Source organism: Nocardia sp. NPDC050413, from assembly GCF_040655475.1.
Lineage (GTDB): Bacteria > Actinomycetota > Actinomycetes > Mycobacteriales > Mycobacteriaceae > Nocardia > Nocardia coubleae.
This window is the reverse complement of the sequence record NZ_JBFAJZ010000014.1, coordinates 51,400-70,934: the sequence shown is the minus strand read 5'-3', so window position 1 is coordinate 70,934 and position 19,535 is coordinate 51,400. Positions and strand designations below refer to the sequence as shown.

Here is a 19,535-nt window from a genome sequence, read left to right as displayed (position 1 = left end):
GCTTCCGTGCCACCCGCGTTCGGGGTGGTGTACGGGGCGCTGCCGTCGGCGAGGCCGACGAAATTGCGCACCGTCTTGGGCGCGTGGTTACCGAAAAGCGCGATCTTGATCTCGCCGTGGTTGGTGTGCAGCGTCGCCACGGCCGTCTGATGGGGTGAGGTCACGCAGCAATGGTGCCACGCGGTCACCGCGCTGCCGGGCACCTGGTGGAGCGTGGTTTCGTGTTTGTGCCGTCGGCGGCGTTCTATGCCACAGTGGTCGCATGAAGCTTCGTAACCCGCTCATCGCCTCCCTCGCGATCGCCGGTGCGGGCGCGCTGGCCTGGATCGCCCGCAGCAAGCGCCCCCAGCTGCCCGAACCCGCCGCCGAGCCGCCGCGTCTCGGCTACTCCCGCAACGGCTCCGCGCCGGCCCCCGTCGCGGAGACCGGCGCGAGCTGAACCCTCAGCGGCTCACGGACTTCTTGTACTGCACCTGAGCCAGCGGCACGAAGATCAGCAGGATCAGCACGATCCAGATCAGCGACGTGGCCACCGGGTGCTGCATCGACCAGGCCTCCGAGGTGGGGGCAAGCGGGCTGGTGTTGCCGAACAGCTGACGGACCGACTCGGTGACCGCCGACATCGGATTCCACTCGGCGAACACGCGCAGCGGGCCGGGCAGGTCGTTGATCGGCACGAAGGCGTTGGACAGGAACGTCAGCGGGAAGATCACCATGAAGCTGGCGTTGTTGAACACCTCCGGCGCCCGCACGAGCAACCCGACCACGGCCATCATCCACGACAGTGCGTAGGCGAACAGCAGCATCAGCAGGTACGCGAGCACCGCGTCGAGGAACGACCCGCGAATACGCCAGCCGACGATCAACCCGGTCAGCGACATGACGACGAGGCTGACCAGGTTGATCACCACATCGCTGATCGTGCGCCCGAACAGCACCGCCGAGGGCGCCATCGGCAGCGACCGGAACCGGTCGATGATCCCCTTCTGCATGTCTTCGGCCAAGCCCGCGCCGGTGAACGAGGCACCGAACACCACGGTCTGGACGAAGATGCCCGCGATCAGGAATTCGCGGTAGCCGCCTTCCAGCCCCGGCACCTTGATCGCCGAGCCGAACACGTAGGCGAACATCAGCACGAACATGATCGGCGACATGGTCGTGAAGATCAGCACGTCGGGCACGCGCTTGATCTTGATGACATTGCGCTTGGCGATCGTGAGGCTGTCGCTGACCACCATCGCCAGCCGTTCTTCCAGGCTCGGCCCGGTCACCGGTGGTGTCTTGTCGATCGAGACGCTCATCGGCTCTGTCCTTCCTTGGCGTCCGCCTTCTCGGCATCCCCCGCCACGAGTTCTTCGGCCTCGTGCCCGGTGAGGGTGAGGAATACGTCGTCGAGCGAAGGCCTGCGCAGGGCGACGTCGTTGATCTTGACCTTGTGCTCGGTGAGCCTGCCGATGGCGGTGACCAGGTCCTGGGAACCGTCGGCCACGGGCACGGTGATCTTGCGCAGACCCGGTTCGATGTGGATTTCGCCGTCGGCCAGACCGCTGAGCACCTGTTTGGCGTCGGTGAGCTGGTCGGCGGTGGCGACGGTGAGTTCGATGCGGTCGCCACCGACGAGCGCCTTGAGTTCGTCGGCGGTGCCGCGGGCGATGACGGTGCCTCGGTCGATCACCGCGATGGAGTCGGCCAGGCGGTCGGCCTCCTCCATGTACTGGGTGGTGAGCAGCAGGGTGGTGCCGCCGGAGACGAGTTCCTCGATCACGTCCCACAGATCCAGGCGGGCGCGTGGGTCGAGGCCGGTGGTCGGCTCGTCGAGGAACAGCACGGGCGGGTTGGCGACCAGCGCGCCCGCGAGGTCGAGGCGCCTGCGCATACCGCCGGAGTAGCCCTTCACCGGGCGGTCGGCGGCGTCGGTGAGCCGGAAGCGTTCGAGCAGCTCGCGGGCCCGTTCCTTACTGCGCTGCGTGCCGAGGTGATAGAGCCTGCCGACCATTTCGAGGTTCTCGAAGCCGGTCAGATACTCGTCGACGGCGGCGTACTGGCCCGACGCGCCGATGCGCGAGCGCAGTGCCTGCGGATTGTTGATGACGTCGACCCCGGCAACGGTGGCGCGGCCTTCGTCCGGAACGAGCAGAGTGGTGAGTACACGGACAGTCGTGGTCTTTCCCGCGCCGTTCGGGCCGAGAAGTGCGGTGACGGTGCCTTCGGGGACGGAGAGATCCAGCCCGTCCAGTGCGGTGAGCTGTCCGTACCGTTTGACCAGACCCTCGGCGACGATTGCGTCGGGCATGATTCTCCTGATGTCGTAGTTCGCGAACCCTTGGTGGCCTCAGTATTGCCCCACCCACCGACAAGTCGCATCCTCATTTCGGGTGGTTCGCGATGTCAGATGTACAAATTTGTTCGACATGCCGAATGCATGCGACACGCGGCGAATCGGACTGATTTTTGGGTGATGCGGCGGCGGTTCAGCGCGGATTCCGGGTAACCGCACATCGACACCGACGAGAACATGTTCAGCTCGCGCGGGGCGTAAAACCTTGCCTACCAGCGACTTCCGGTGTTCGTAAGAGGTTTGTGATGTCTCACAACATTGCGACGACCGCTCCGCAGCAGCGTCCGACGGCCCCATGACGGGCCGCGACCCGAAAAATTCTCGGAAACTGATCCGTTGCGCGTACACGATTTCCGCGCGGATCGCGTAGGATCGTTCACGTCGGCCCCTCCCCCCCGGGCCGACCCTACGCGGGCCTCGGCTAACTCCCCCCCTTCGCCGAGGCCCGCTCCCCATTTTCCGGCAAGGTGCAGTTCCATCGCCCGACAGCCGGGTTCAGGCCACACGACGCGGCCACGAGAACAGCTAGTGATCCTCGTGGCCCACAGGCGCGTCGGCCCCCTGTTCGGCCACTGTGCGCCAGGCGGTAGCCAGCCGGGCCGCACGGACCTTCCCGGCGACCCCGAGCAGTGGCGCGTCCCGCTCCCAGCGCTGCCTGATCTCCTGATCCACCCGGTCCCAGTGCGGTTCCAGTTCGGTGAGCAGCGCGGCGCAGCGATCGAAGACGCCGGCGAGCGCGATATGCACGCCCGCCGACGCGGCGGGTTCGGTGCTGAGGCCACGCACGGCCGCAAACAGCGCCAGCAGGGCCGTGAGGGCGTCGGCGGGCCATTGTGCTTGTCGGCCTACCCGCACGAGCTGACCGAGCACAGCGGCGAGCACATGCAAGTCTTCGACGGTGCGGAACGGCTTCAGGTAGTCGGCATACCCGTCGCCGGGCAGCATTTCTCCCGGCGCGTCCGCGAAAGTGACGGTGGCGTGCGGGATCTCCGGTGCGAACGGCAACGGCGGCAGCGGGTTCACCGCTGCCTGCGGTCCGGCCGCGGCGAGCACGGCGCGCAGCTGCGGCTTGCCGTCGGAATGTGTGCCCGCACGGGCGATCACGAGAAACCGGGTGGCGGAGGTGCCGAGGGTGGCGAACGATTTGGTGCCGGTCACCATCCCGTCGCCGGTGACGGTCGTCGTCATGGCCGAGGGCCGCGCTCCGGTGGCCTCGGTCGCGCACATCGAACTCAGCTCGTCGGGGCCGAGCGTGGGCACCAGCGCGTGCAGCGCTTCCTGGTATCCACCGAGAAACGCGGAACCCAATGCGACACTGTCGAATCCGGCGACAGCGGCGCGGTCGACAGAATTGGTGAGATCCGCGCAGCGAGCGCGGTGACGTGCCCAGTCCGCCGCGAAATCCGCCGAATCGGCGGCACCGGGGGTGGCGGTGAGCAGGAAATCGAAAACCGAGGAATTCACAGAAGTGGAGCCTAGGGGAATCGAACCCCTAACCCCTGCCTTGCAAAGGCAGTGCTCTGCCAATTGAGCTAAGGCCCCTTACCGGTGGTGTACCGGCTGGCAACCCGAATCAGCGGGTGGTGACCTCACGCCAGAGATCGGCTTCGTCGCGCTTGCGGAATTTGGTGATACCGATGAGAACCGCGATCACAACACCGACCGTGAGGACAATCTTCATGATTCCCACCCTACTGTGATGTTCGGGAGTGGGCCTAGGAGGACTTGAACCTCCGACCTCTTCGTTATCAGCGAAGCGCTCTAACCGCCTGAGCTATAGGCCCGAACTCGATTCCGATCCCCTGCCGGAGCAGTGAACCGCAACGAGACACGAGGTTACCTTACCCGCCCGCCGATAACCAAAACGGCCGGTCAGAGCCAGTTTCCTGGTCCGACCGGCCGTGCCGGAAAGCGCGTGTTCCTAGTCCGGATCGGCCAGGGTCACCTGGATGCCACCGACCAGATCACAGCACTGGTTGTAGATGAACACACCGACCGTCGCCAGCGCGGTGAACAGCACCACGTTGATGAGCCCGATGACGCCCGCGTACCCGAAGATCGTGCCCGCGTCGATCAGGCCGCCCGAGCTGCCCTCCTGGTTGAACATCTCGCCGAGCGAGTTGTCCAGGTTGTCCCACACACCCATGCCCGCGAGCACGATGTAGAGCAGGCCGACGGCGACCATCCACACGAAGAACAGCGCCACACTGATGACCAGCGTGATCTTCAGCGTCGACCACGGATCGATGCGGCGGATCTGCACCGTCGCGCGCAGCGGCTCACCCGACGCGGCGGCCGCGATGGCCACCGGAACGGCGGGCGACACCGGGCCCGAAGCGGCCGCGGCCCGCGCCGACGGCCCGCTCTGCGGCTGCTGGGGAGCCATCGGCAGCCCGGTGTTGGCCATCGGCAGGTCCGACCCCGGATGACGCACATCCGATAGATCGGGCATGTCCTTGACCAGCTCGGGACGCGCGATGCTTCGGGTCGGCCCGTCGATACCGACGGACTTCACCATCGCGGCTTCCTTGCGCGCCGCCTTGGCCGCCAGGTCGGCGGTGGTGCGCGCGTTGGACGGACCGCTGCCCTTGAGGCCACCGCCACCCTGACCACCCGAGGACGGGCGGCCCTGGCTCGGCGCCTCACCCGGGCGGTACAGGTTGGACTGCGGTTCCCGCTGCGGCAACTGCGCCCAGCCGTCCTGGTAGGGCGATTTACCCTTGCCGTTGCCCGAGCCGTTGGCAGGCCCGTTCGGCTCGGTACCCATCCGCACGGTGGCCTGGTCGAACGATTCGTCCCCGGCGCCACCGGATTCCGGTGCCTTGGCGCCTTCGGCCGCACCCTGACGTGGGATCGGCCGCGGCTGGATCGGAGACGAGGCGACCCGCTCGGTGACGCCGTTGGTCTGGTTCCGATCGTCGTTCGACTGATTCGGTGTGGTCAATGGAATCCTCAGATCCGTTCGTTGCCGCCGCTGGTTGGGTTATTGCTCCGAGGCCGCGTCGCCGATGAGCTGATCGGGATCGGGCTCGTCGGCGTTGCGCGCGATCGCTAGCAAGGTATCGCCATCCGCGAGGTTCATCAATCGCACGCCCTTGGTCTGGCGTCCGGCTTTGCGGACCTGCTTGGCCGCGGTGCGGATGACGCCACCACTGGAAGTGATCGCGTACAACTCGTCCTCGTCGTCGACGATGAGCGCACCCACCAGGCTGCCACGCTTCGGATCGTATTGGATTGTCAATACGCCTTTTCCGCCGCGACCCTGCGCGGTGTACTCCTCGATCGCCGTACGCTTGGCATACCCACCGGCGGTCGCGACCAACAAATAGGTGTCCGGGCGGACCACATTGAGCGAGAGCAATTCGTCGTCGGTGTTGAACCGCATGCCCTGCACACCGGAGGTGGCGCGGCCCATCGGGCGCAGCGCCTCGTCGGTCGCGGCGAAGCGGATCGACTGGCCGTGCGCCGAGACGAGCAGCAGGTCGTCGTCGGCCGAGCACAGCACCGCACCGACCAGTTCGTCGTCGTCGCGCAGGTTCACCGCGACGATGCCACCGGAACGGTTGGAGTCGAAATCGGTGAGCTTGGACTTCTTCACCAGGCCCGCGCGGGTCGCCAGCACCAGGTACGGGGCGTCCTCGTAGGTCTTGAGCTGGATGATCTGGGCGATCTTCTCGTCCGGCTGGAACGCCAGCAGGTTGGCCACGTGCTGACCACGCGCGGTGCGGTTGGCCTCGGGCAGCTCGTAGGCCTTGGCCCGGTACACCCGGCCCTTGTTCGTGAAGAACAGCAGCCAGTCGTGGGTGGAGGAGATGAAGAAGTGCTTGACGATGTCGTCCTGCTTGAGGCCGGCACCCATCACGCCCTTGCCACCGCGCTTCTGCGAGCGGTACAGGTCGGTCTTGGTCCGCTTGGCGTAACCGGTCTCGGTGATCGTGACGACCACGTCCTCGCGGGCGATCAGGTCCTCGTCGGCCACGTCGCCGTCGGCGGCGATGATCCGGGTCCGCCGGTCGTCGCCGTACTTCTCGACGATCTCGGCCAGCTCGTCGCGCACGAGCGCGCGCTGGCGCTCGGGCCGCTCCAGAATGTCTTTGTAGTCGGCGATCTCGAGCTCGATCTTGGCCAGATCGTCGACGATCTTCTGCCGCTCCAGTGCCGAGAGGCGACGCAGCTGCATGTCGAGGATGGCGGTCGACTGGATCTCGTCGATGTCGAGCAGCTGCATCAGGCCGGTGCGCGCGGTGTCGGTGTTGGCCGAGCGGCGGATCAGCGCGATGACCTCGTCGAGCAGGTCGAGCGCCTTCACCAGGCCGCGCAGGATGTGGGCCCGCTCCTCGGCCTTGCGCAGCAGGTAGCGGGTGCGCCGGACGATGACCTCGAGCTGGTGGTTCACGTAGTGCCGGATCATCTGATCCAGGCGAAGCGTGCGCGGCACACCGTCGACGATCGAGAGCATGTTCGCGCCGAAGCTGGTCTGCAGCTGGGTGTGCTTGTAGAGGTTGTTCAGCACCACCTTGGCCACGGCGTCACGCTTGACCGTCACCACGATGCGCATGCCGACCCGGTCGGAGGACTCGTCGTGGATATCGGAGATACCCGCGATCTTGCCGTCCTTGACCTGCTCGGCGATCGAGTTGACGAAGTTGTCGGTGTTCACCTGGTACGGCAGCTCGGTGATGACGATCGTGGTGCGGCCACGCGCGTCTTCCTCGATCTCGACCACACCGCGCATGCGGATGGAACCGCGACCGGTGGTGTAGGCGTCGTGGATGCCCTGGCTGCCGACGATCAGGCCGTGCGTCGGGAAGTCGGGGCCCTTGACGCGCTCCATGCACGCGGCGAGGGTGGATTCCTCGTCGGCGTCGTAGTTCTCCAGCGACCAGTAGATGGCCTCGGCCAGCTCGTTCAGGTTGTGCGGCGGGATGTTGGTCGCCATACCGACGGCGATGCCGTTGCTGCCGTTCATCAACAGCGCGGGCACGCGCGCGGGCAGCACGGTCGGCTCCTGGGAGCGGCCGTCGTAGTTCGGCACGAAATCGACGGTCTCGCTGTCGATATCGCGCAGCATCTCCATCGCCAGCGGCGTGAGACGGCACTCGGTGTAACGCATGGCGGCCGCGCCGTCGTTGCCGCGGGAACCGAAGTTGCCCTGGCCGTCGACCAGCGGGTACCGCAGCGACCACGGCTGGGCCATGCGCACGAGGGTGTCGTAGATCGACGAGTCGCCGTGCGGGTGGTAGTTACCCATGGTCTCGGCGACCGGACGCGCCGACTTCACGTAACCGCGATCGGGGCGGTAGCCGTTGTCGTACATGGCGTAGAGCACGCGCCGGTGCACCGGCTTGAGGCCGTCGCGCACATCGGGCAGCGCGCGGCCGACGATCACGCTCATCGCGTAATCGATGTAGCTGCTCTGCATTTCGTTCTGGATGTCGACCGGTTCGATCCGGTCGCCCGCACCGCCGGACGGTGGCAGCGTGGTCTCAGTCATCGAATCTCCTTAGAGGGCTGATGTGTTCGCGGGCGCGCGGTGGCGCAGCACCGCTCACACATCGAGGAAGCGAACGTCCTTGGCGTTACGGGTGATGAAGCTGCGACGTGCTTCCACGTCCTCGCCCATCAGCACGGAGAACAGCTCGTCGGCCGCGGCGGCGTCGTCGAGCGTCACCTGACGAAGCACCCGCACCGACGGATCCATGGTGGTTTCCCACAGCTCCTTGGCGTTCATCTCACCCAGACCCTTGTAGCGCTGGATGCCGTCGTCCTTGTTGATCTTCTTGCCCGCGGCCAGACCGGCCTCGACCAGCGCGTCGCGCTCGCGGTCGGAGTAGGCGAACTCCGGCTCCGAACGCATCCACTTGAGCTTGTACAGCGGCGGCTGGGCCAGGAACACGTGACCCTGCTCCACCAGCGGACGCATGAAGCGGAACAGCAGCGTGAGCAGCAGCGTGGCGATGTGCTGACCGTCGACGTCGGCGTCGGCCATCAGGATGATCTTGTTGTAGCGCAGCTTGGCGATATCGAACTCGTCGTGGATACCGGTGCCGAACGCGGTGATGATCGACTGGACCTCGTTGTTCTTGAGGACGCGATCGATGCGGGCCTTCTCGACATTGATGATCTTGCCGCGCAGCGGAAGAATCGCCTGGTACATCGAGTCACGGCCCGACTTGGCCGAGCCACCGGCGGAGTCACCCTCGACGATGTAGATCTCGCACTTGCCCGGATCCTTGGAGCGGCAGTCGGCCAGCTTGCCGGGCAGCCCGCCCAGGTCGGTCGCCGACTTGCGACGCACCAGCTCACGTGCTTTACGGGCGGCCATCCGGGCCTGCGCCGAGGACACGGCCTTCTGCACGATGGTCTTCGCGTCGGCCGGGTTGGCCTCGAACCAGTGCGTGAGGTGCTCGTTGCAGGCGCGCTGCACGAACGACTTCACCTCGGTGTTGCCGAGCTTGGTCTTGGTCTGGCCCTCGAACTGCGGCTCGCCGACCTTCACGCTCACGATGGCGGCCAGGCCCTCGCGGATGTCGTCGCCGGTGAGGTTGCCGTCCTTCTCCTTGAGGAGCTTCTTCTCCTTGGCGTACTTGTTGACCACCGTGGTGAGCGCCGCGCGGAAACCCTCTTCGTGGGTGCCGCCCTCATGGGTGTTGATCGTGTTGGCGAAGGTGTGGACCGACTCGGAGTAGCCCGAGTTCCACTGCATCGCGACCTCGAGCTCGTGGCCGGTGCCCTTGCCGGTGAAGCCGACGACCGAGTTGTGGATGGCCGACTTGGTGCGGTTGATGTGGCGGACGAAATCCACCAGACCGCCCGGGTAGTGGTAGGTGCGGGTCTTCACCTTGTGCTCGACCGCCTGGGCGGCGACCTCGTCGGCGTGCTTGGGCGCCTCGGCCGTCTCGCTGACCACCTCGTCGGTGACCTCGGAATCGCTCACCCGCTCGTCGGTCAGGGTGATGGTCAGGCCCTTGTTGAGGAACGCCATCTCCTGCAGACGGCGCGCGACCGTCTCGAAGTTGTAGGTGGTGGTCTCGAAGATCTCCGGATCGGCCCAGAACCGGATGGTGGTACCGGTGCGATCGGTCGGCTCGCCCTGGACCAGCTTGCCGGGCTTGGAATCCTTGTAGACCTGGGTCCAGTGGTAGCCGTCGTTGTCGATCTCGGCTTCCAGCTTGCTCGACAGGGCGTTCACCACGGAGATACCGACACCGTGCAGACCACCGGACACGGCGTAGGCGTCGGAGTCGAACTTGCCGCCGGCGTGCAGCTGGGTCATGACGACCTCGACGGTCGGAATGCCCTGCGCGTGCATGGCGGTGGGGATACCTCGGCCGTCGTCGACGACCTCGACACCACCGTCGGCCAGCAGCGTCACGTCGACCCTGGTCGCGTGGCCCGCCATCGCCTCGTCGACCGAGTTGTCCACAACCTCCCAGATCAGGTGGTGCAGACCGCGTTCACCGGTGGAACCGATGTACATGCCAGGGCGCTTGCGCACCGCCTCGAGGCCTTCGAGGACCGTGATGGACGAGGCACCGTAGCCCGAATTGTTGCCCGATGCGTTGGAGTCGTTGGCAGCCACTTGTCGGTAGCTCTCCTTACTTGCTGATCCCTGGCGCGGACAGCTCGCAAGCGGCTGCACAACACGCGCGTCGAGGGTTCGCCGCTGGTTACGTCACCATCCTACTGGTAAGGCCAACTTACAGTGCACCTACGACACCCCTGACGTCGCCGTGAATGCGAGAACTCGGACAAGCGCGAGTGGCTTCCGCCTCGCCACATGTTTTGCCGGTCGTAGGGGCCGCTAGGGTTCGCCTCCGCCGGGGTCGCGCCGATGCGTGCTTTCCCGGGGCCTTCCACACCCGACCCGAAGTTATCCACAGGCTTTGTCCACAGGCTGCGAATCTGGGGATCGAAGCGGCGGTGCCGCAACGGAACTCGCACCGGTGACCGCCCGGCTACCCGTAGGTGTCGCGCGGGCCGCGGCCCTTGATGTGGCGTTCGCCCTTGCGCCAGCTCGGCGCCGCCGGGCCGGTGATCCGCAGGGAGGTGACCACGCCCTGCCCGACCGCCGCGTTGATCTTGGCGAGGATCTGGCTCTGCAACATCCGCAGCTGGGTGGCCCAGGCCGTGGACTCGGCGGCGATCTTGAGCACGCCGTTCTCGAGGGTCACCGGGGTGGCGTGTGCGGCGATGTCCTCACCGACAACGCTCGACCAACGACCGAAGACCATTCCCTCGGCAACCTTGCCTGACCAGCCACGATTCTTCGCGATCGAGCCCGCGAGCGCGGACAACAGCTGGGGATCGCGCGCGTCGGGGCCCGCGCCGGACCAGCCGCTGCGGCGTCGTCCGCCCGCGCGCAGCTTGCGCACCGGCGACGCCCGACCCTGCCCGACCGACTTGCCGCTGGCCTTGGCCGCGGCCCGCGCTTCCTCGAGGGCGCGGCGGGCCAGATCGATCCCGCGCAGTTCCGCTTCCGGCTCGTCCTGCACGCGGTCCCACCTTCCGGTCTCGAGGCTCATCGGTCGGTTCGGGAGTCTACGCCGGGTGCCCGGCAGAGCCATCGCGCACCGATGTGGCATATGTCCAGCATGTCCACGGTTTTCCACAGGGCCTGTTGATAACTATGGCTGGCTGTGCATATCTTCGGCCACGATCCGTGAGGTGCGCCGGTCCGCGTCGCCCTCGGTCTGCACCCGCAGCGGCGCGGCGGCCAGTTCGGCGGGCACGTCCTCGGCGACCGCGGCGGTGATGAGCACCTGTTCGGCACCCGCCGCCACCTCCGCGAGGGCGGTCCGGCGGCGCCGGTCCAGTTCGGCGAACACGTCGTCGAGCAGCAGCACCGGTTCGGCGCCGGTGTTGCGCAACAGTTCGAACGAGGCCAGCCGCAGCGCCAGCGCGAACGACCACGACTCGCCGTGACTGGCGAACCCCTTCGCAGGCGCGCTGCCGAGCAGCAGCTCGAGATCGTCACGATGTGGGCCGACCAGGCACACTCCGCGGTCGAGTTCGCGGCCGCGCGCGGCGGCCAGTTCACGCAGCACGATCTCGCGCACCTGGTCCACGTCGTCGGGTTCGGGTGCCCGCGCGGGATCGAGCAGGTCCGGCGGAAGATACCCGGAGCGGTAAGCGATTGCGGCAGGGCGTGATTCGGGTGCGATCGACTGATATGCCTGTGCGAGATAGGGATACAGGTCGTGCACCAGGCGCAGACGCTGGGTGAGCAACACCGAGGCGTGCTCGGCCAGATGCCCGTCCCACACGTCGAGGGTGCTCAGATCCGAGCGCGAACGCACCTGGCGGCCAGCGGTTTTCAGCAGCGCCGACCGCTGGCGCAACACCTTGTCGTAGTCGGCGCGCACACCGGCCAGCCTGGGCAGGCGGGCTGTGCACAACTCGTCGAGGAACCGGCGCCGCTCCCCCGGGTCGCCACGGACCAGCGCGAGGTCCTCCGGTGCGAACAACACGGTCTGCAGGATGCCGAGGATCTCGCGCGACCGGCGCACCGGCGAACGGTTGATCTGCGCGCGGTTGGCGGCACCCTGCTTGAGCTCCACATCCACCCGCAACTCGCGGCCGGCGTTCACCACGGTCGCCCCGATCGCGGCCTGGGTGGCGCCCATCCGGATCAGCGGCGCGTCGGCGGAGACCCGGTGCGAACCGAGCGTCGCCAGGTAGCCGACCGCCTCGAGCAGATTGGTCTTGCCGTTGCCGTTCGCCCCCAGCAGGACGGTGCGCCCTGGGGACAACTCCAGTTCGGCGTGTTCCCACGAGCGGAAATCACGAACCGACAGCGCACGGATGAACATGTGCGGCGCGGCCCCGCTCAGCCGGGCAGCCGGACCGGCATCAACAGGTAGATGTACTGGCTCTCCAACGCCGCGAACGCACCCGACTCGAGCACCTTGGGCTCCTCGTCGGACGCGGGCAGCAGCACGGCGGGACGGCTCGGCGTGGTGAAGCCGAAGGTGACCCGATCGGCGTGCAGCGCCGACAGACCCTCGGTGAGGTATCCGGGGTTGAACGCGATGGTCAGCGGCTCACCGCGGAAATCGGCCTCGAGCCATTCCTCGGCGCGGCCCGCGTCGTCGCCACCGGCCGACAGCAGTACACCGTCTGTGGAGAACTCGAGGCGCACCTGGGCGCCGCGCTCGGCCACCAGCGCCACACGCTTGATCGCCTCCGACAGCGCCGACACCGGCAGGGTGGCGATGGAGGTGTGCTCCTTGGGGAGCAACTGGCGGAACTTGGGGAATTCCGCGTCGAGCAGGCGGGTGGTGGTCCGCCTGCCCGCGTTGACGATGCCGAGCAGGCCGTCGGCGCCGTTGCCGTTGCCGAGCGAGAGCTGCACGGGCGCCGAGGCAGTACCGAGCGTCTTGGCGGCCTCGGACAGCGTGCGCGCGGGGATGAGCACCGCGGTCTCGATGTCGGGGCGGGTGGGCTGCCACTGCAGGTGACGCACGGCGAGGCGGAAGCGGTCGGTGGCGGCGAGCACCACGTCGTTGCCCTCGATCTCCACCCGGATACCGGTGAGCATGGGCAGCGTGTCGTCACGGCCGGCGGCGACGGCGACCTGACCGACGGCCTCGGCGAACACGTCGACGGTGAGTTCACCGGTCTGCTGGGGCACCTCGGGCAGCTGGGGATAATCCTCGACCGGCATGGTCGGCAGGGAGAACTTGGCGCTGCCACAGGCGATGAGGACACGGGTGCCGTCGACGGACACGTCCACCGGCTTGTTCGACAGGGCCTTGGTGATGTCGGCCAGCAGACGACCCGAGACCAGGACCTGACCCGGACCGGCGACCTCGGCCGCGACGCGCATCTGCGCGGACACCTCGTAGTCGAAGCCGGAGACCGTCAGGCCGTTCTCGTCGGCCACCAGCAGGACGCCACCGAGAACCGGCACAGGAGGCCGGGACGGGAGGCTGCGGGCCACCCAGGCCACCGACTCGGCGAAATCCTCTCGGGCGACCCGAAACTTCATGCTCGCAAGCTCCATCGCCCGATTTGTCCTCTCCGAGTTTCGAATCCGTATGCGGGTGTGTTCAGCGGAGTTGAGGTGCTGCGTCGGCCGCGCACTGAGTCTCGCACAACCTGCCGACAACCAAACGGTACCCGGACAACGCGCGATCTCCGCATCGACCCTCTAGGAGTTCCGCGCGTCCTGAACCATCCCCTCCTGTCCTTGCCTGCCTGTGAGTGAACCACCGACCGAGCCGAGCCTCCCCGACCGAGTTTCCACACACCCTGTTTTCAAGAGATCTCTCTAAGAATGAGAACTGAAGTAGTAGTAGGCACTGTGGAATCTGTGGACTTCCCCCGTTTCCGCAGCTCAGGGGGCTTGGTGGCATGGGGATGGCCGTGGAGTGACTCGAGGATGAATCGGGAGTGTCTGTGGACACCCGAAGTTGTCCCAGATCCATCCTCGAGTAGTCCTCGAGTTGTTCCACCGATTTCACCCACTTGTTCACACCCTGACCAAGGGTGGTGACGAACCGGTGGATTCCTCGAGGAGTCCACAAGAAGTCCTCGAGGAATCCACAGGCCGGATCCGGCGCCGCCGCAGGTCAGTGGCACTCACAGGCTGTTGGTGGAGGAACCTGTGGACGATGTGCACAACTGCCTGTGGGTAGATGCTCCCCAGATCCCTCCCCAGGCCTGTGTGTGAACCGGTGCACAACCGGTGGATTCCTCGAGGAGTCCACAGGGATTCCACAGGGCAAAAAAGAACACCGCCCCAGCTCAGGGCGGTGTTCGAGGGTGTGGATGAAATCAGCGAGAGCGCTGTTTGATTCGGGCTGTGAGTTCTTGGACCTGGTCGTAGACGCGGCGGCGCTCGGTCATCTCCTTGCGCACCTTCTTCTCCGCGTACATCACGGTGGTGTGGTCGCGGCCGAACGCCTGCCCGATCTTGGGCAGCGACAGATCGGTCAGCTCACGGCACAGGTACATGGCGATCTGGCGCGCCTGCGCCAGCGGACGTGCCTTACCCGGCCCGGTGAGCTCCTCCAACGTCGTATTGAAGTACTCGGCGGTGACCGCCATGATCGTGGCCGCGTTGATCTCGAGCGCGGCGGTGTCGGGCATCAGGTCCCGCAGCACCACCTCGGCCAGCGACAGGTCGAGCGGCTGCCCGTTGAGCGAGGCGAAGGCCGTCACCCGGATCAGCGCGCCCTCCAGTTCGCGGATATTGCGTTCCACCCGGCTCGCGATGAGCTCCAGCACGTCGTGGGGTACGTCGAGCCGGTCCATCCTGGCCTTCTTGCGCAGGATCGCGATGCGGGTCTCGAGTTCGGGCGGCTGCACATCGGTGATCAGGCCCCACTCGAACCTGGTCCGCAGCCGCTCCTCGAGGGTGGCCAGCTGCTTGGGCGGACGATCCGAGGACACCACGATCTGCTTGTTCGCGTTGTGCAGGGTGTTGAAGGTGTGGAAGAACTCCTCCTGGATGCCTTCCTTACCTTCGATGAACTGGATGTCGTCGACCAGCAGGATGTCGGTCTCGCGGTAGCGGCGCTTGAACGCCACCTTGCGGTCGTCGCGCAGGCTGTTGATGAAGTCGTTGGTGAATTCCTCGGTCGACACGTACTTCACCCGCATGCCGGGGAACAGCCGCTGCGCGTAGTGACCGGCCGCGTGCAACAGGTGCGTCTTGCCCAAACCCGAAGCGCCCCAGACGAACAGCGGGTTGTAGGCCCGGGCGGGCGCCTCCGCGATGGCCACCGCGGCGGCATGGGCGAACCGGTTCGACGCGCCGATCACGAACGTCTCGAAGGTGTACTTCGCGTTCAGGCTGGCCGAGGACGACGACTGCGGCGGCGCCTCGGGCGACTTGCTGAAATACGTCGGCCAGTTGTTGCGCGCGTCGACCACCGGCTCGTCGTCGACGGGCTGGGCGCCCGGCGTCCCCGGGCGCGGCGGCTCGGGCGCGGCGTCGGCCGGTGTCTCCTCGACGCGCGCGGCAACCGGCTCCTCCTGCGGTTGCGGCCGTCGCGGCGCACGTGCGGGCGGATCGGTGCCGAACAGGGTTTCCTGCCCGGAATGATCGCGCCGCGAGGATCCCTGCTCGCGCCTGCCCTGGGTCGGTTCGGGGGCGCGCTGTTCGGGACGGGCACCGCGGAAGTCCGGGCGGCCGGCGAACTCGCCGTTGAAATCGGGAACGGGATAGACAGCCGTCGGCTCGAAATCGGCGCCGGGGAAATCCTCACCGCTGTACTCGCCGGCCTTGTACTCCTGGGGCTTGGCGTACTCGGGAGCCTGCTGGTACTCCGGTTGCTGCTGGTAGTCGCCCTGCTGCTGGTACTCCGGCTCGGCCGGGTACTCGCGCGGTCCGGCGTATTCGGCGCGCTCGCCGTACTCACCGGCCTGCGCCGGGAACTCGCGGCCACCGAAGCTGCTGCCGTACTCGCCGTCGCGCTGGTAGTCGGGCGCCTGCTGATACTCGGGCGCCTGCTGGTAGTCGTTGCCGTACTCGCCGGAGTTGCCGTTGTAGTCGTCGGCGCCGTAGCGCGGCCTGCCGTAGTCACCGCGCTGGGGATAGTCGGGCACGCTGAAATCGGGGCCGGGGTAGCCGGCGGGCGGGCGAACCTGCTCACGCGGACGCTCCGGACGGCTCGTCATCCTGGCGTGCCGGGGCGAACTGCCCGTGCGCTCCCCCGCGGCCGGGCTCGGCGCGGCGATGCGCACCCCGAGTCCTTCCACCTGCGGCCCGAGTCTGCGGCCGAGCGAACGCAGGATCGGCTCGCGCAGATCGCGCTCGATCGCCTCCTGTGCCAGCGACGACGGAACGGACAGCAACGCGAAACCCTGGGCGACGGTGAGCGGTTTCACCAGCTTCAACCACGCCTGCTGGGCCCGGCTCACCGCGGGAATGGCGCCGTCGGCCGAGCCGGTGGTGAGTTCGGCGACCACCTCCGGCCACACTGTGGCCAGCACGTTCTGCTCGTCGTCCATGCAGCGTCCTCCCCGGACCGGTTTGTTGGGCCAACGGCCGCCGAGCACGCCAGCGCAGCACCTGTGACCAGGTGCGATCGGCGTGATCGAAGCGAACAACCGAAGCCGGTTCGAACGCCGTGCGGTCCCGGGATCGGACTTGGCGAGGGCACCGTGGGCCCTACGAATATGCCACTCCGGCCGTCTTTCCACACAATTATCCACAGATGTGGACAAACCTGGGGATAGAGGAATTCTGCCAGCGTGTGGCAGTGAAAGAAGCTGGACCTGCGGTTCTTCAGCAATCCCCCGGCTACAGAGGCTAGCCGCAAGGCGCCCGCGACGCCAGAGGTGTGGAGGAACTCACGAAAAGTTGCTGTCCGCGTCAGTGACGCCCGGGCGTGTCGCCGCAGGTCGGCTCGCCGAGGGCTCGACACGGCCGGCAGGTAGTCTGGACGTCGGTACTCGTCCCGACCGCATCCGGGCCGGACGTTCGCCGACCGTTTCGCCCCATGTGGGCCGAATTTGACCCTGTATGGGGCGATCAGTACCCTCATACAGTCACCCCTTGGCGCGGTGGCGGCTGTGCGCTGCACGCTGATCGCCAAGGCACTCTGTGCGTAGACCGCGGTCCGCAGCGCAGAATCCGAATCACCGAAAACTTCGGGTACCTCACCGGTGCCCACCAACTCGAGGAGTGTTGACCGTGGCCAAGGGCAAGCGGACGTTCCAGCCGAACAACCGTCGTCGGGCGCGCGTGCACGGCTTCCGCCTCCGGATGCGGACCCGTGCGGGCCGCGCCATCGTTTCGGCGCGTCGCCGTAAGGGCCGCTCCGAACTGACTGCCTGATCGCGCGTAGTCGGACGCTCGGGTGTTGCCTGAGCCGTATCGGTTGCACCACCGTGCTGATTTCTCCCGCACGGTGCGCCGCGGTCAGCGAATCGGGAGGCGAGATCTCGTCGTACACGCGTTCACGCACACGTACGACGATGTCGCCGACGGCGATTCCCTGGTCCGCGTAGGCGGTCCTCGGTTCGGGCTGATTGTCAGCAAGGCGGTGGGTAACGCGGTGGTTCGCCACCGGGTGGCCCGCCGCCTGCGTCATATGTGCGCCCAGGTGATCGATGAACTGCCCGCCGATACCGATGTCGTGATCCGGGCCCTGCCCGGTGCGGCCACCGCCGACTCCGCCGAGTTGCTGCGCCAGCTGCGCGCCGGACTCCGCAAGCTCGGCTTGCAGCGGGTCCCGGCGGCCGCGCTCGGTCGCACCCCGGCCGGTGAACGGTGATGCGCACGCTCGCTCGGTTACCCGCGAACGCGCTGATCTTCCTGATCGAGCTCTACCGCACTTATGTCTCCCCCACCCGGATGCCGATCTGCCGCTTCACCCCCACGTGCAGCGAGTACGCGGTGACCGCCCTGCGGACCCGCGGGCTGGTCGTCGGATCGGTACTGACGGTCGTTCGCCTGGCCAAATGCGCGCCCTGGCACCCTGGGGGGTGGGATCCCGTGCCGGAGCGCGGGTCGAATGCTTTCACAAAGTCATCGCCCGCGCTGATCGGCGATACGAACGACGGGAGTACCTAGAGCCGTGCTCGACATCATCTACTGGCCGGTATCCGCCATCCTATGGTTCTGGCACAAAGCCTTCGGCTTCGTGTTCGGCCCCGACAGCGGGCTCACCTGGAGCCTCGCCGTGGTGTTCCTGGTCTTCACCCTGCGGCTGGTGCTGTACAAGCCGTTCGTGAAGCAGGTCCGCACCACGCGGCAGATGCAGGAGCTGCAGCCCCAGATCAAGGAGCTGCAGAAGAAGTACAAGAACGACCGCGAGACCATGGCGCGGGAGATGCAGAAGCTGCAGAAGGAACACGGCTTCAACCCGCTCATGGGCTGTCTGCCGGTGCTGGTGCAGGTGCCGGTGTTCCTCGGTCTGTTCCATGTGCTCCGCTCGTTCAACCGGACCGGTCACGGGTGGGGTCAGCTCGGTTTGTCCGCCGAGGAAAACGCCAACATCGGCAACTACATCTTCAGCGCCACCGACGTCCAGTCGTTCCTGAGCGCGCGGATCTTCGGCGCCCCGATCGCGGCGTTCATCACCGCGCCGGTGAGTGAGCTGCAGGCGTTCGCCGACTGGGGTGGCACGCCGAGCCGGACGAGCATCGCCCTCGTCGCGATCCCGCTGATGGTGATCGCCGGTGTGGCGACCCACTTCAACGCTCGCGCTTCCGTCGCCCGCCAGACCCCCGAGGCCGCGGCCAACCCGCAGGCCGCCATCATGAACAAGCTGTCGCTGTGGGTCTTCCCGCTCGGCGTGATGGTCGGTGGCCCCTTCCTGATGATCGGCATCCTGCTCTACTGGGTGGCCAACAACATCTGGACCTACGGACAGCAGCACCTGGTGTTCGGCCGGATGGAGAAGGAAGAAGAGGCCAAGAAGCAGAAGAAGCTCGAGCTGCGGGCGCAGAACGCACCCAAGCCCGGTGCCAAGCCGGTCGACGTCCGCAAGAAGCAGGACGCCCCTGCCGACGAGTCGCCCTCGGCGAACGGGACTGCGGCGAGCAACGGCACCCCGAAGCAGTCGGCCAAGCAGGGCGGCGGAAAGCGCAAGCCCGGCGGGCAGCAGCGGCCGGGTAACCGTGGCCGCGCGAACCAGAAGCGTAAGCGCTGAGACGCGACCGGATAGAGGGAAATCCAATGACTGTTGAGACCCAGACCGACGGAGGGGACGCCACCGTGTCGACGACTGTGGACGTCGTGAACGACGCCGAGGAGGCGTTGATCGAAGAGGGCGAGATCGCGGGCGACTACCTCGAGCAGCTGCTGGACGTGCTCGACTTCGACGGCGATATCGACCTCGACGTGGAGGGCGACCGCGCGGTCGTGAGCATCGACGGCGGCCGCGACCTGACCAAGCTGGTCGGCCGCAATGGTGAAGTTCTCGACGCGCTTCAGGAACTCACCCGCCTGGCCGTGCAGCAGGCGACCGGCGTCCGTAGCCGCCTGATGCTCGACGTGGCCGGCTGGCGCGCCCAGCGCCGTGCCGATCTGAGCGAGCTGGGTGTGGCCGCTGCCAAGCGGGTGCTCGAGTCGGGCAAGCCCGAGGCGCTGTCGGCGATGACGCCGTTCGAACGCAAGATCGTGCACGACGCCGTTGCCGAGATCGACGGCGTGGCGAGCGAGAGCGAAGGTGTCGAGCCGAATCGTCATGTGGTGGTTGTGCCGGAGTAGGCTCACACCGCCGCGACCACGCAGGAAGTA

At 66.9% G+C, this 19,535-nt stretch carries 18 protein-coding genes and 2 tRNA genes; 6 read left to right on the top strand and 14 right to left on the bottom strand.

The features are described from left to right. Positions 1 to 164: peptidylprolyl isomerase (locus AB0I19_RS25850; RefSeq protein WP_357152039.1), on the bottom strand; the 164-nt coding region annotated here is incomplete at its 3' end. 98 nt (positions 165 to 262) lie between these two features. Between AB0I19_RS25850 and AB0I19_RS25845 the strand changes: the two genes are divergently transcribed. Continuing rightward, positions 263 to 439: a hypothetical protein gene (locus AB0I19_RS25845; protein WP_166655808.1), complete on the top strand. Its 177-nt coding sequence runs from the start codon at positions 263 to 265 to the stop codon at positions 437 to 439. 4 nt (positions 440 to 443) lie between these two features. Here AB0I19_RS25845 and AB0I19_RS25840 read toward each other — a convergent pair whose 3' ends face one another. The 13 genes from AB0I19_RS25840 to dnaA all read right to left on the bottom strand — a co-directional run bounded on the left by AB0I19_RS25840 (position 444) and on the right by dnaA (position 16,297). Continuing rightward, positions 444 to 1,238, bottom strand: a complete 795-nt coding sequence (locus tag AB0I19_RS25840; RefSeq protein WP_225281726.1) for an ABC transporter permease — start codon at positions 1,236 to 1,238, stop codon at positions 444 to 446. A gap of 59 nt (positions 1,239 to 1,297) precedes the next feature. Continuing rightward, complete coding sequence (locus AB0I19_RS25835; RefSeq protein ID WP_357151927.1) at positions 1,298 to 2,293, bottom strand: ATP-binding cassette domain-containing protein; 996 nt, start codon at positions 2,291 to 2,293, stop codon at positions 1,298 to 1,300. Between the two features lie 570 nt (positions 2,294 to 2,863). Further along, the gene (locus AB0I19_RS25830; RefSeq protein WP_357151925.1) at positions 2,864 to 3,802 is read right to left on the bottom strand and encodes an acyl-CoA dehydrogenase; all 939 of its coding nucleotides are present in this window, start codon (positions 3,800 to 3,802) and stop codon (positions 2,864 to 2,866) included. 5 nt (positions 3,803 to 3,807) lie between these two features. Continuing rightward, positions 3,808 to 3,880: transfer RNA gene (locus AB0I19_RS25825), tRNA-Ala, on the bottom strand. Between the two features lie 31 nt (positions 3,881 to 3,911). Next, a complete protein-coding gene (locus AB0I19_RS25820) occupies positions 3,912 to 4,019 on the bottom strand; it encodes a DLW-39 family protein (protein WP_210740150.1) in 108 nt (35 codons plus the stop codon). Between the two features lie 29 nt (positions 4,020 to 4,048). After that, positions 4,049 to 4,122: transfer RNA gene (locus AB0I19_RS25815), tRNA-Ile, on the bottom strand. 137 nt (positions 4,123 to 4,259) lie between these two features. Further along, on the bottom strand, positions 4,260 to 5,282 hold the full coding sequence (locus AB0I19_RS25810; protein ID WP_067495142.1) for a DUF3566 domain-containing protein: 1,023 nt from the start codon (positions 5,280 to 5,282) through the stop codon (positions 4,260 to 4,262). A gap of 39 nt (positions 5,283 to 5,321) precedes the next feature. Continuing rightward, positions 5,322 to 7,832, bottom strand: coding sequence for a DNA gyrase subunit A (gene gyrA / locus AB0I19_RS25805; RefSeq protein WP_357151922.1), 2,511 nt, complete (start codon positions 7,830 to 7,832; stop codon positions 5,322 to 5,324). A gap of 54 nt (positions 7,833 to 7,886) precedes the next feature. Continuing rightward, positions 7,887 to 9,920: a DNA topoisomerase (ATP-hydrolyzing) subunit B gene (gyrB, locus tag AB0I19_RS25800; protein ID WP_067495136.1), complete on the bottom strand. Its 2,034-nt coding sequence runs from the start codon at positions 9,918 to 9,920 to the stop codon at positions 7,887 to 7,889. A 376-nt stretch (positions 9,921 to 10,296) separates the two neighbouring features. Then, entirely contained in the window at positions 10,297 to 10,863 is a 567-nt protein-coding gene (locus AB0I19_RS25795; protein ID WP_357151920.1) for a DUF721 family protein, read from the bottom strand. 102 nt (positions 10,864 to 10,965) lie between these two features. Beyond that, positions 10,966 to 12,150, bottom strand: coding sequence for a DNA replication/repair protein RecF (gene recF / locus AB0I19_RS25790; protein ID WP_357151917.1), 1,185 nt, complete (start codon positions 12,148 to 12,150; stop codon positions 10,966 to 10,968). 17 nt (positions 12,151 to 12,167) lie between these two features. Continuing rightward, the gene (dnaN, locus tag AB0I19_RS25785) at positions 12,168 to 13,343 is read right to left on the bottom strand and encodes a DNA polymerase III subunit beta (protein ID WP_067495127.1); all 1,176 of its coding nucleotides are present in this window, start codon (positions 13,341 to 13,343) and stop codon (positions 12,168 to 12,170) included. A gap of 773 nt (positions 13,344 to 14,116) precedes the next feature. Continuing rightward, positions 14,117 to 16,297 carry a chromosomal replication initiator protein DnaA gene (gene dnaA / locus AB0I19_RS25780; RefSeq protein ID WP_357151915.1) on the bottom strand — a complete coding sequence of 727 codons (2,181 nt, stop codon included), beginning with the start codon at positions 16,295 to 16,297 and terminating at the stop codon, positions 14,117 to 14,119. A 685-nt stretch (positions 16,298 to 16,982) separates the two neighbouring features. Between dnaA and rpmH the strand changes: the two genes are divergently transcribed. The 5 genes from rpmH to AB0I19_RS25755 are packed head-to-tail and all read left to right on the top strand — an operon-like array spanning position 16,983 to position 19,505. Beyond that, positions 16,983 to 17,126 carry a 50S ribosomal protein L34 gene (rpmH, locus tag AB0I19_RS25775; RefSeq protein WP_071932098.1) on the top strand — a complete coding sequence of 48 codons (144 nt, stop codon included), beginning with the start codon at positions 16,983 to 16,985 and terminating at the stop codon, positions 17,124 to 17,126. A gap of 22 nt (positions 17,127 to 17,148) precedes the next feature. Further along, positions 17,149 to 17,565, top strand: coding sequence for a ribonuclease P protein component (gene rnpA / locus AB0I19_RS25770; protein ID WP_357151912.1), 417 nt, complete (start codon positions 17,149 to 17,151; stop codon positions 17,563 to 17,565). Next, a complete protein-coding gene (gene yidD, locus AB0I19_RS25765; RefSeq protein WP_067495118.1) occupies positions 17,565 to 17,864 on the top strand; it encodes a membrane protein insertion efficiency factor YidD in 300 nt (99 codons plus the stop codon). Before rnpA ends, yidD begins: the two co-directional genes overlap by 1 nt. Positions 17,865 to 17,868: 4 nt before the next feature. Beyond that, on the top strand, positions 17,869 to 18,945 hold the full coding sequence (gene yidC / locus AB0I19_RS25760) for a membrane protein insertase YidC (protein ID WP_357151910.1): 1,077 nt from the start codon (positions 17,869 to 17,871) through the stop codon (positions 18,943 to 18,945). A gap of 26 nt (positions 18,946 to 18,971) precedes the next feature. Next, positions 18,972 to 19,505, top strand: a complete 534-nt coding sequence (locus AB0I19_RS25755) for a protein jag (protein WP_067495109.1) — start codon at positions 18,972 to 18,974, stop codon at positions 19,503 to 19,505. Positions 19,506 to 19,535 lie beyond the last annotated feature (30 nt).

What these genes read in the sequence shown, in the direction of transcription:
- AB0I19_RS25845 (WP_166655808.1), top strand. Translation starts at nt 263, where the DNA reads ATGAAGCTTCGTAACCCGCTCATCGCCTCCCTCGCGATCGCCGGTGCG.
- AB0I19_RS25840 (WP_225281726.1), bottom strand. Translation starts at nt 1,238, where the DNA reads ATGGTGGTCAGCGACAGCCTCACGATCGCCAAGCGCAATGTCATCAAG.
- AB0I19_RS25835 (WP_357151927.1), bottom strand. Translation starts at nt 2,293, where the DNA reads ATGCCCGACGCAATCGTCGCCGAGGGTCTGGTCAAACGGTACGGACAG.
- AB0I19_RS25820 (WP_210740150.1), bottom strand. Translation starts at nt 4,019, where the DNA reads ATGAAGATTGTCCTCACGGTCGGTGTTGTGATCGCGGTTCTCATCGGT.
- gyrA (WP_357151922.1), bottom strand. Translation starts at nt 7,832, where the DNA reads ATGACTGAGACCACGCTGCCACCGTCCGGCGGTGCGGGCGACCGGATC.
- AB0I19_RS25795 (WP_357151920.1), bottom strand. Translation starts at nt 10,863, where the DNA reads ATGAGCCTCGAGACCGGAAGGTGGGACCGCGTGCAGGACGAGCCGGAA.
- recF (WP_357151917.1), bottom strand. Translation starts at nt 12,150, where the DNA reads ATGTTCATCCGTGCGCTGTCGGTTCGTGATTTCCGCTCGTGGGAACAC.
- dnaN (WP_067495127.1), bottom strand. Translation starts at nt 13,343, where the DNA reads ATGGAGCTTGCGAGCATGAAGTTTCGGGTCGCCCGAGAGGATTTCGCC.
- dnaA (WP_357151915.1), bottom strand. Translation starts at nt 16,297, where the DNA reads ATGGACGACGAGCAGAACGTGCTGGCCACAGTGTGGCCGGAGGTGGTC.
- yidD (WP_067495118.1), top strand. Translation starts at nt 17,565, where the DNA reads ATGCGCACGCTCGCTCGGTTACCCGCGAACGCGCTGATCTTCCTGATC.
- AB0I19_RS25755 (WP_067495109.1), top strand. Translation starts at nt 18,972, where the DNA reads ATGACTGTTGAGACCCAGACCGACGGAGGGGACGCCACCGTGTCGACG.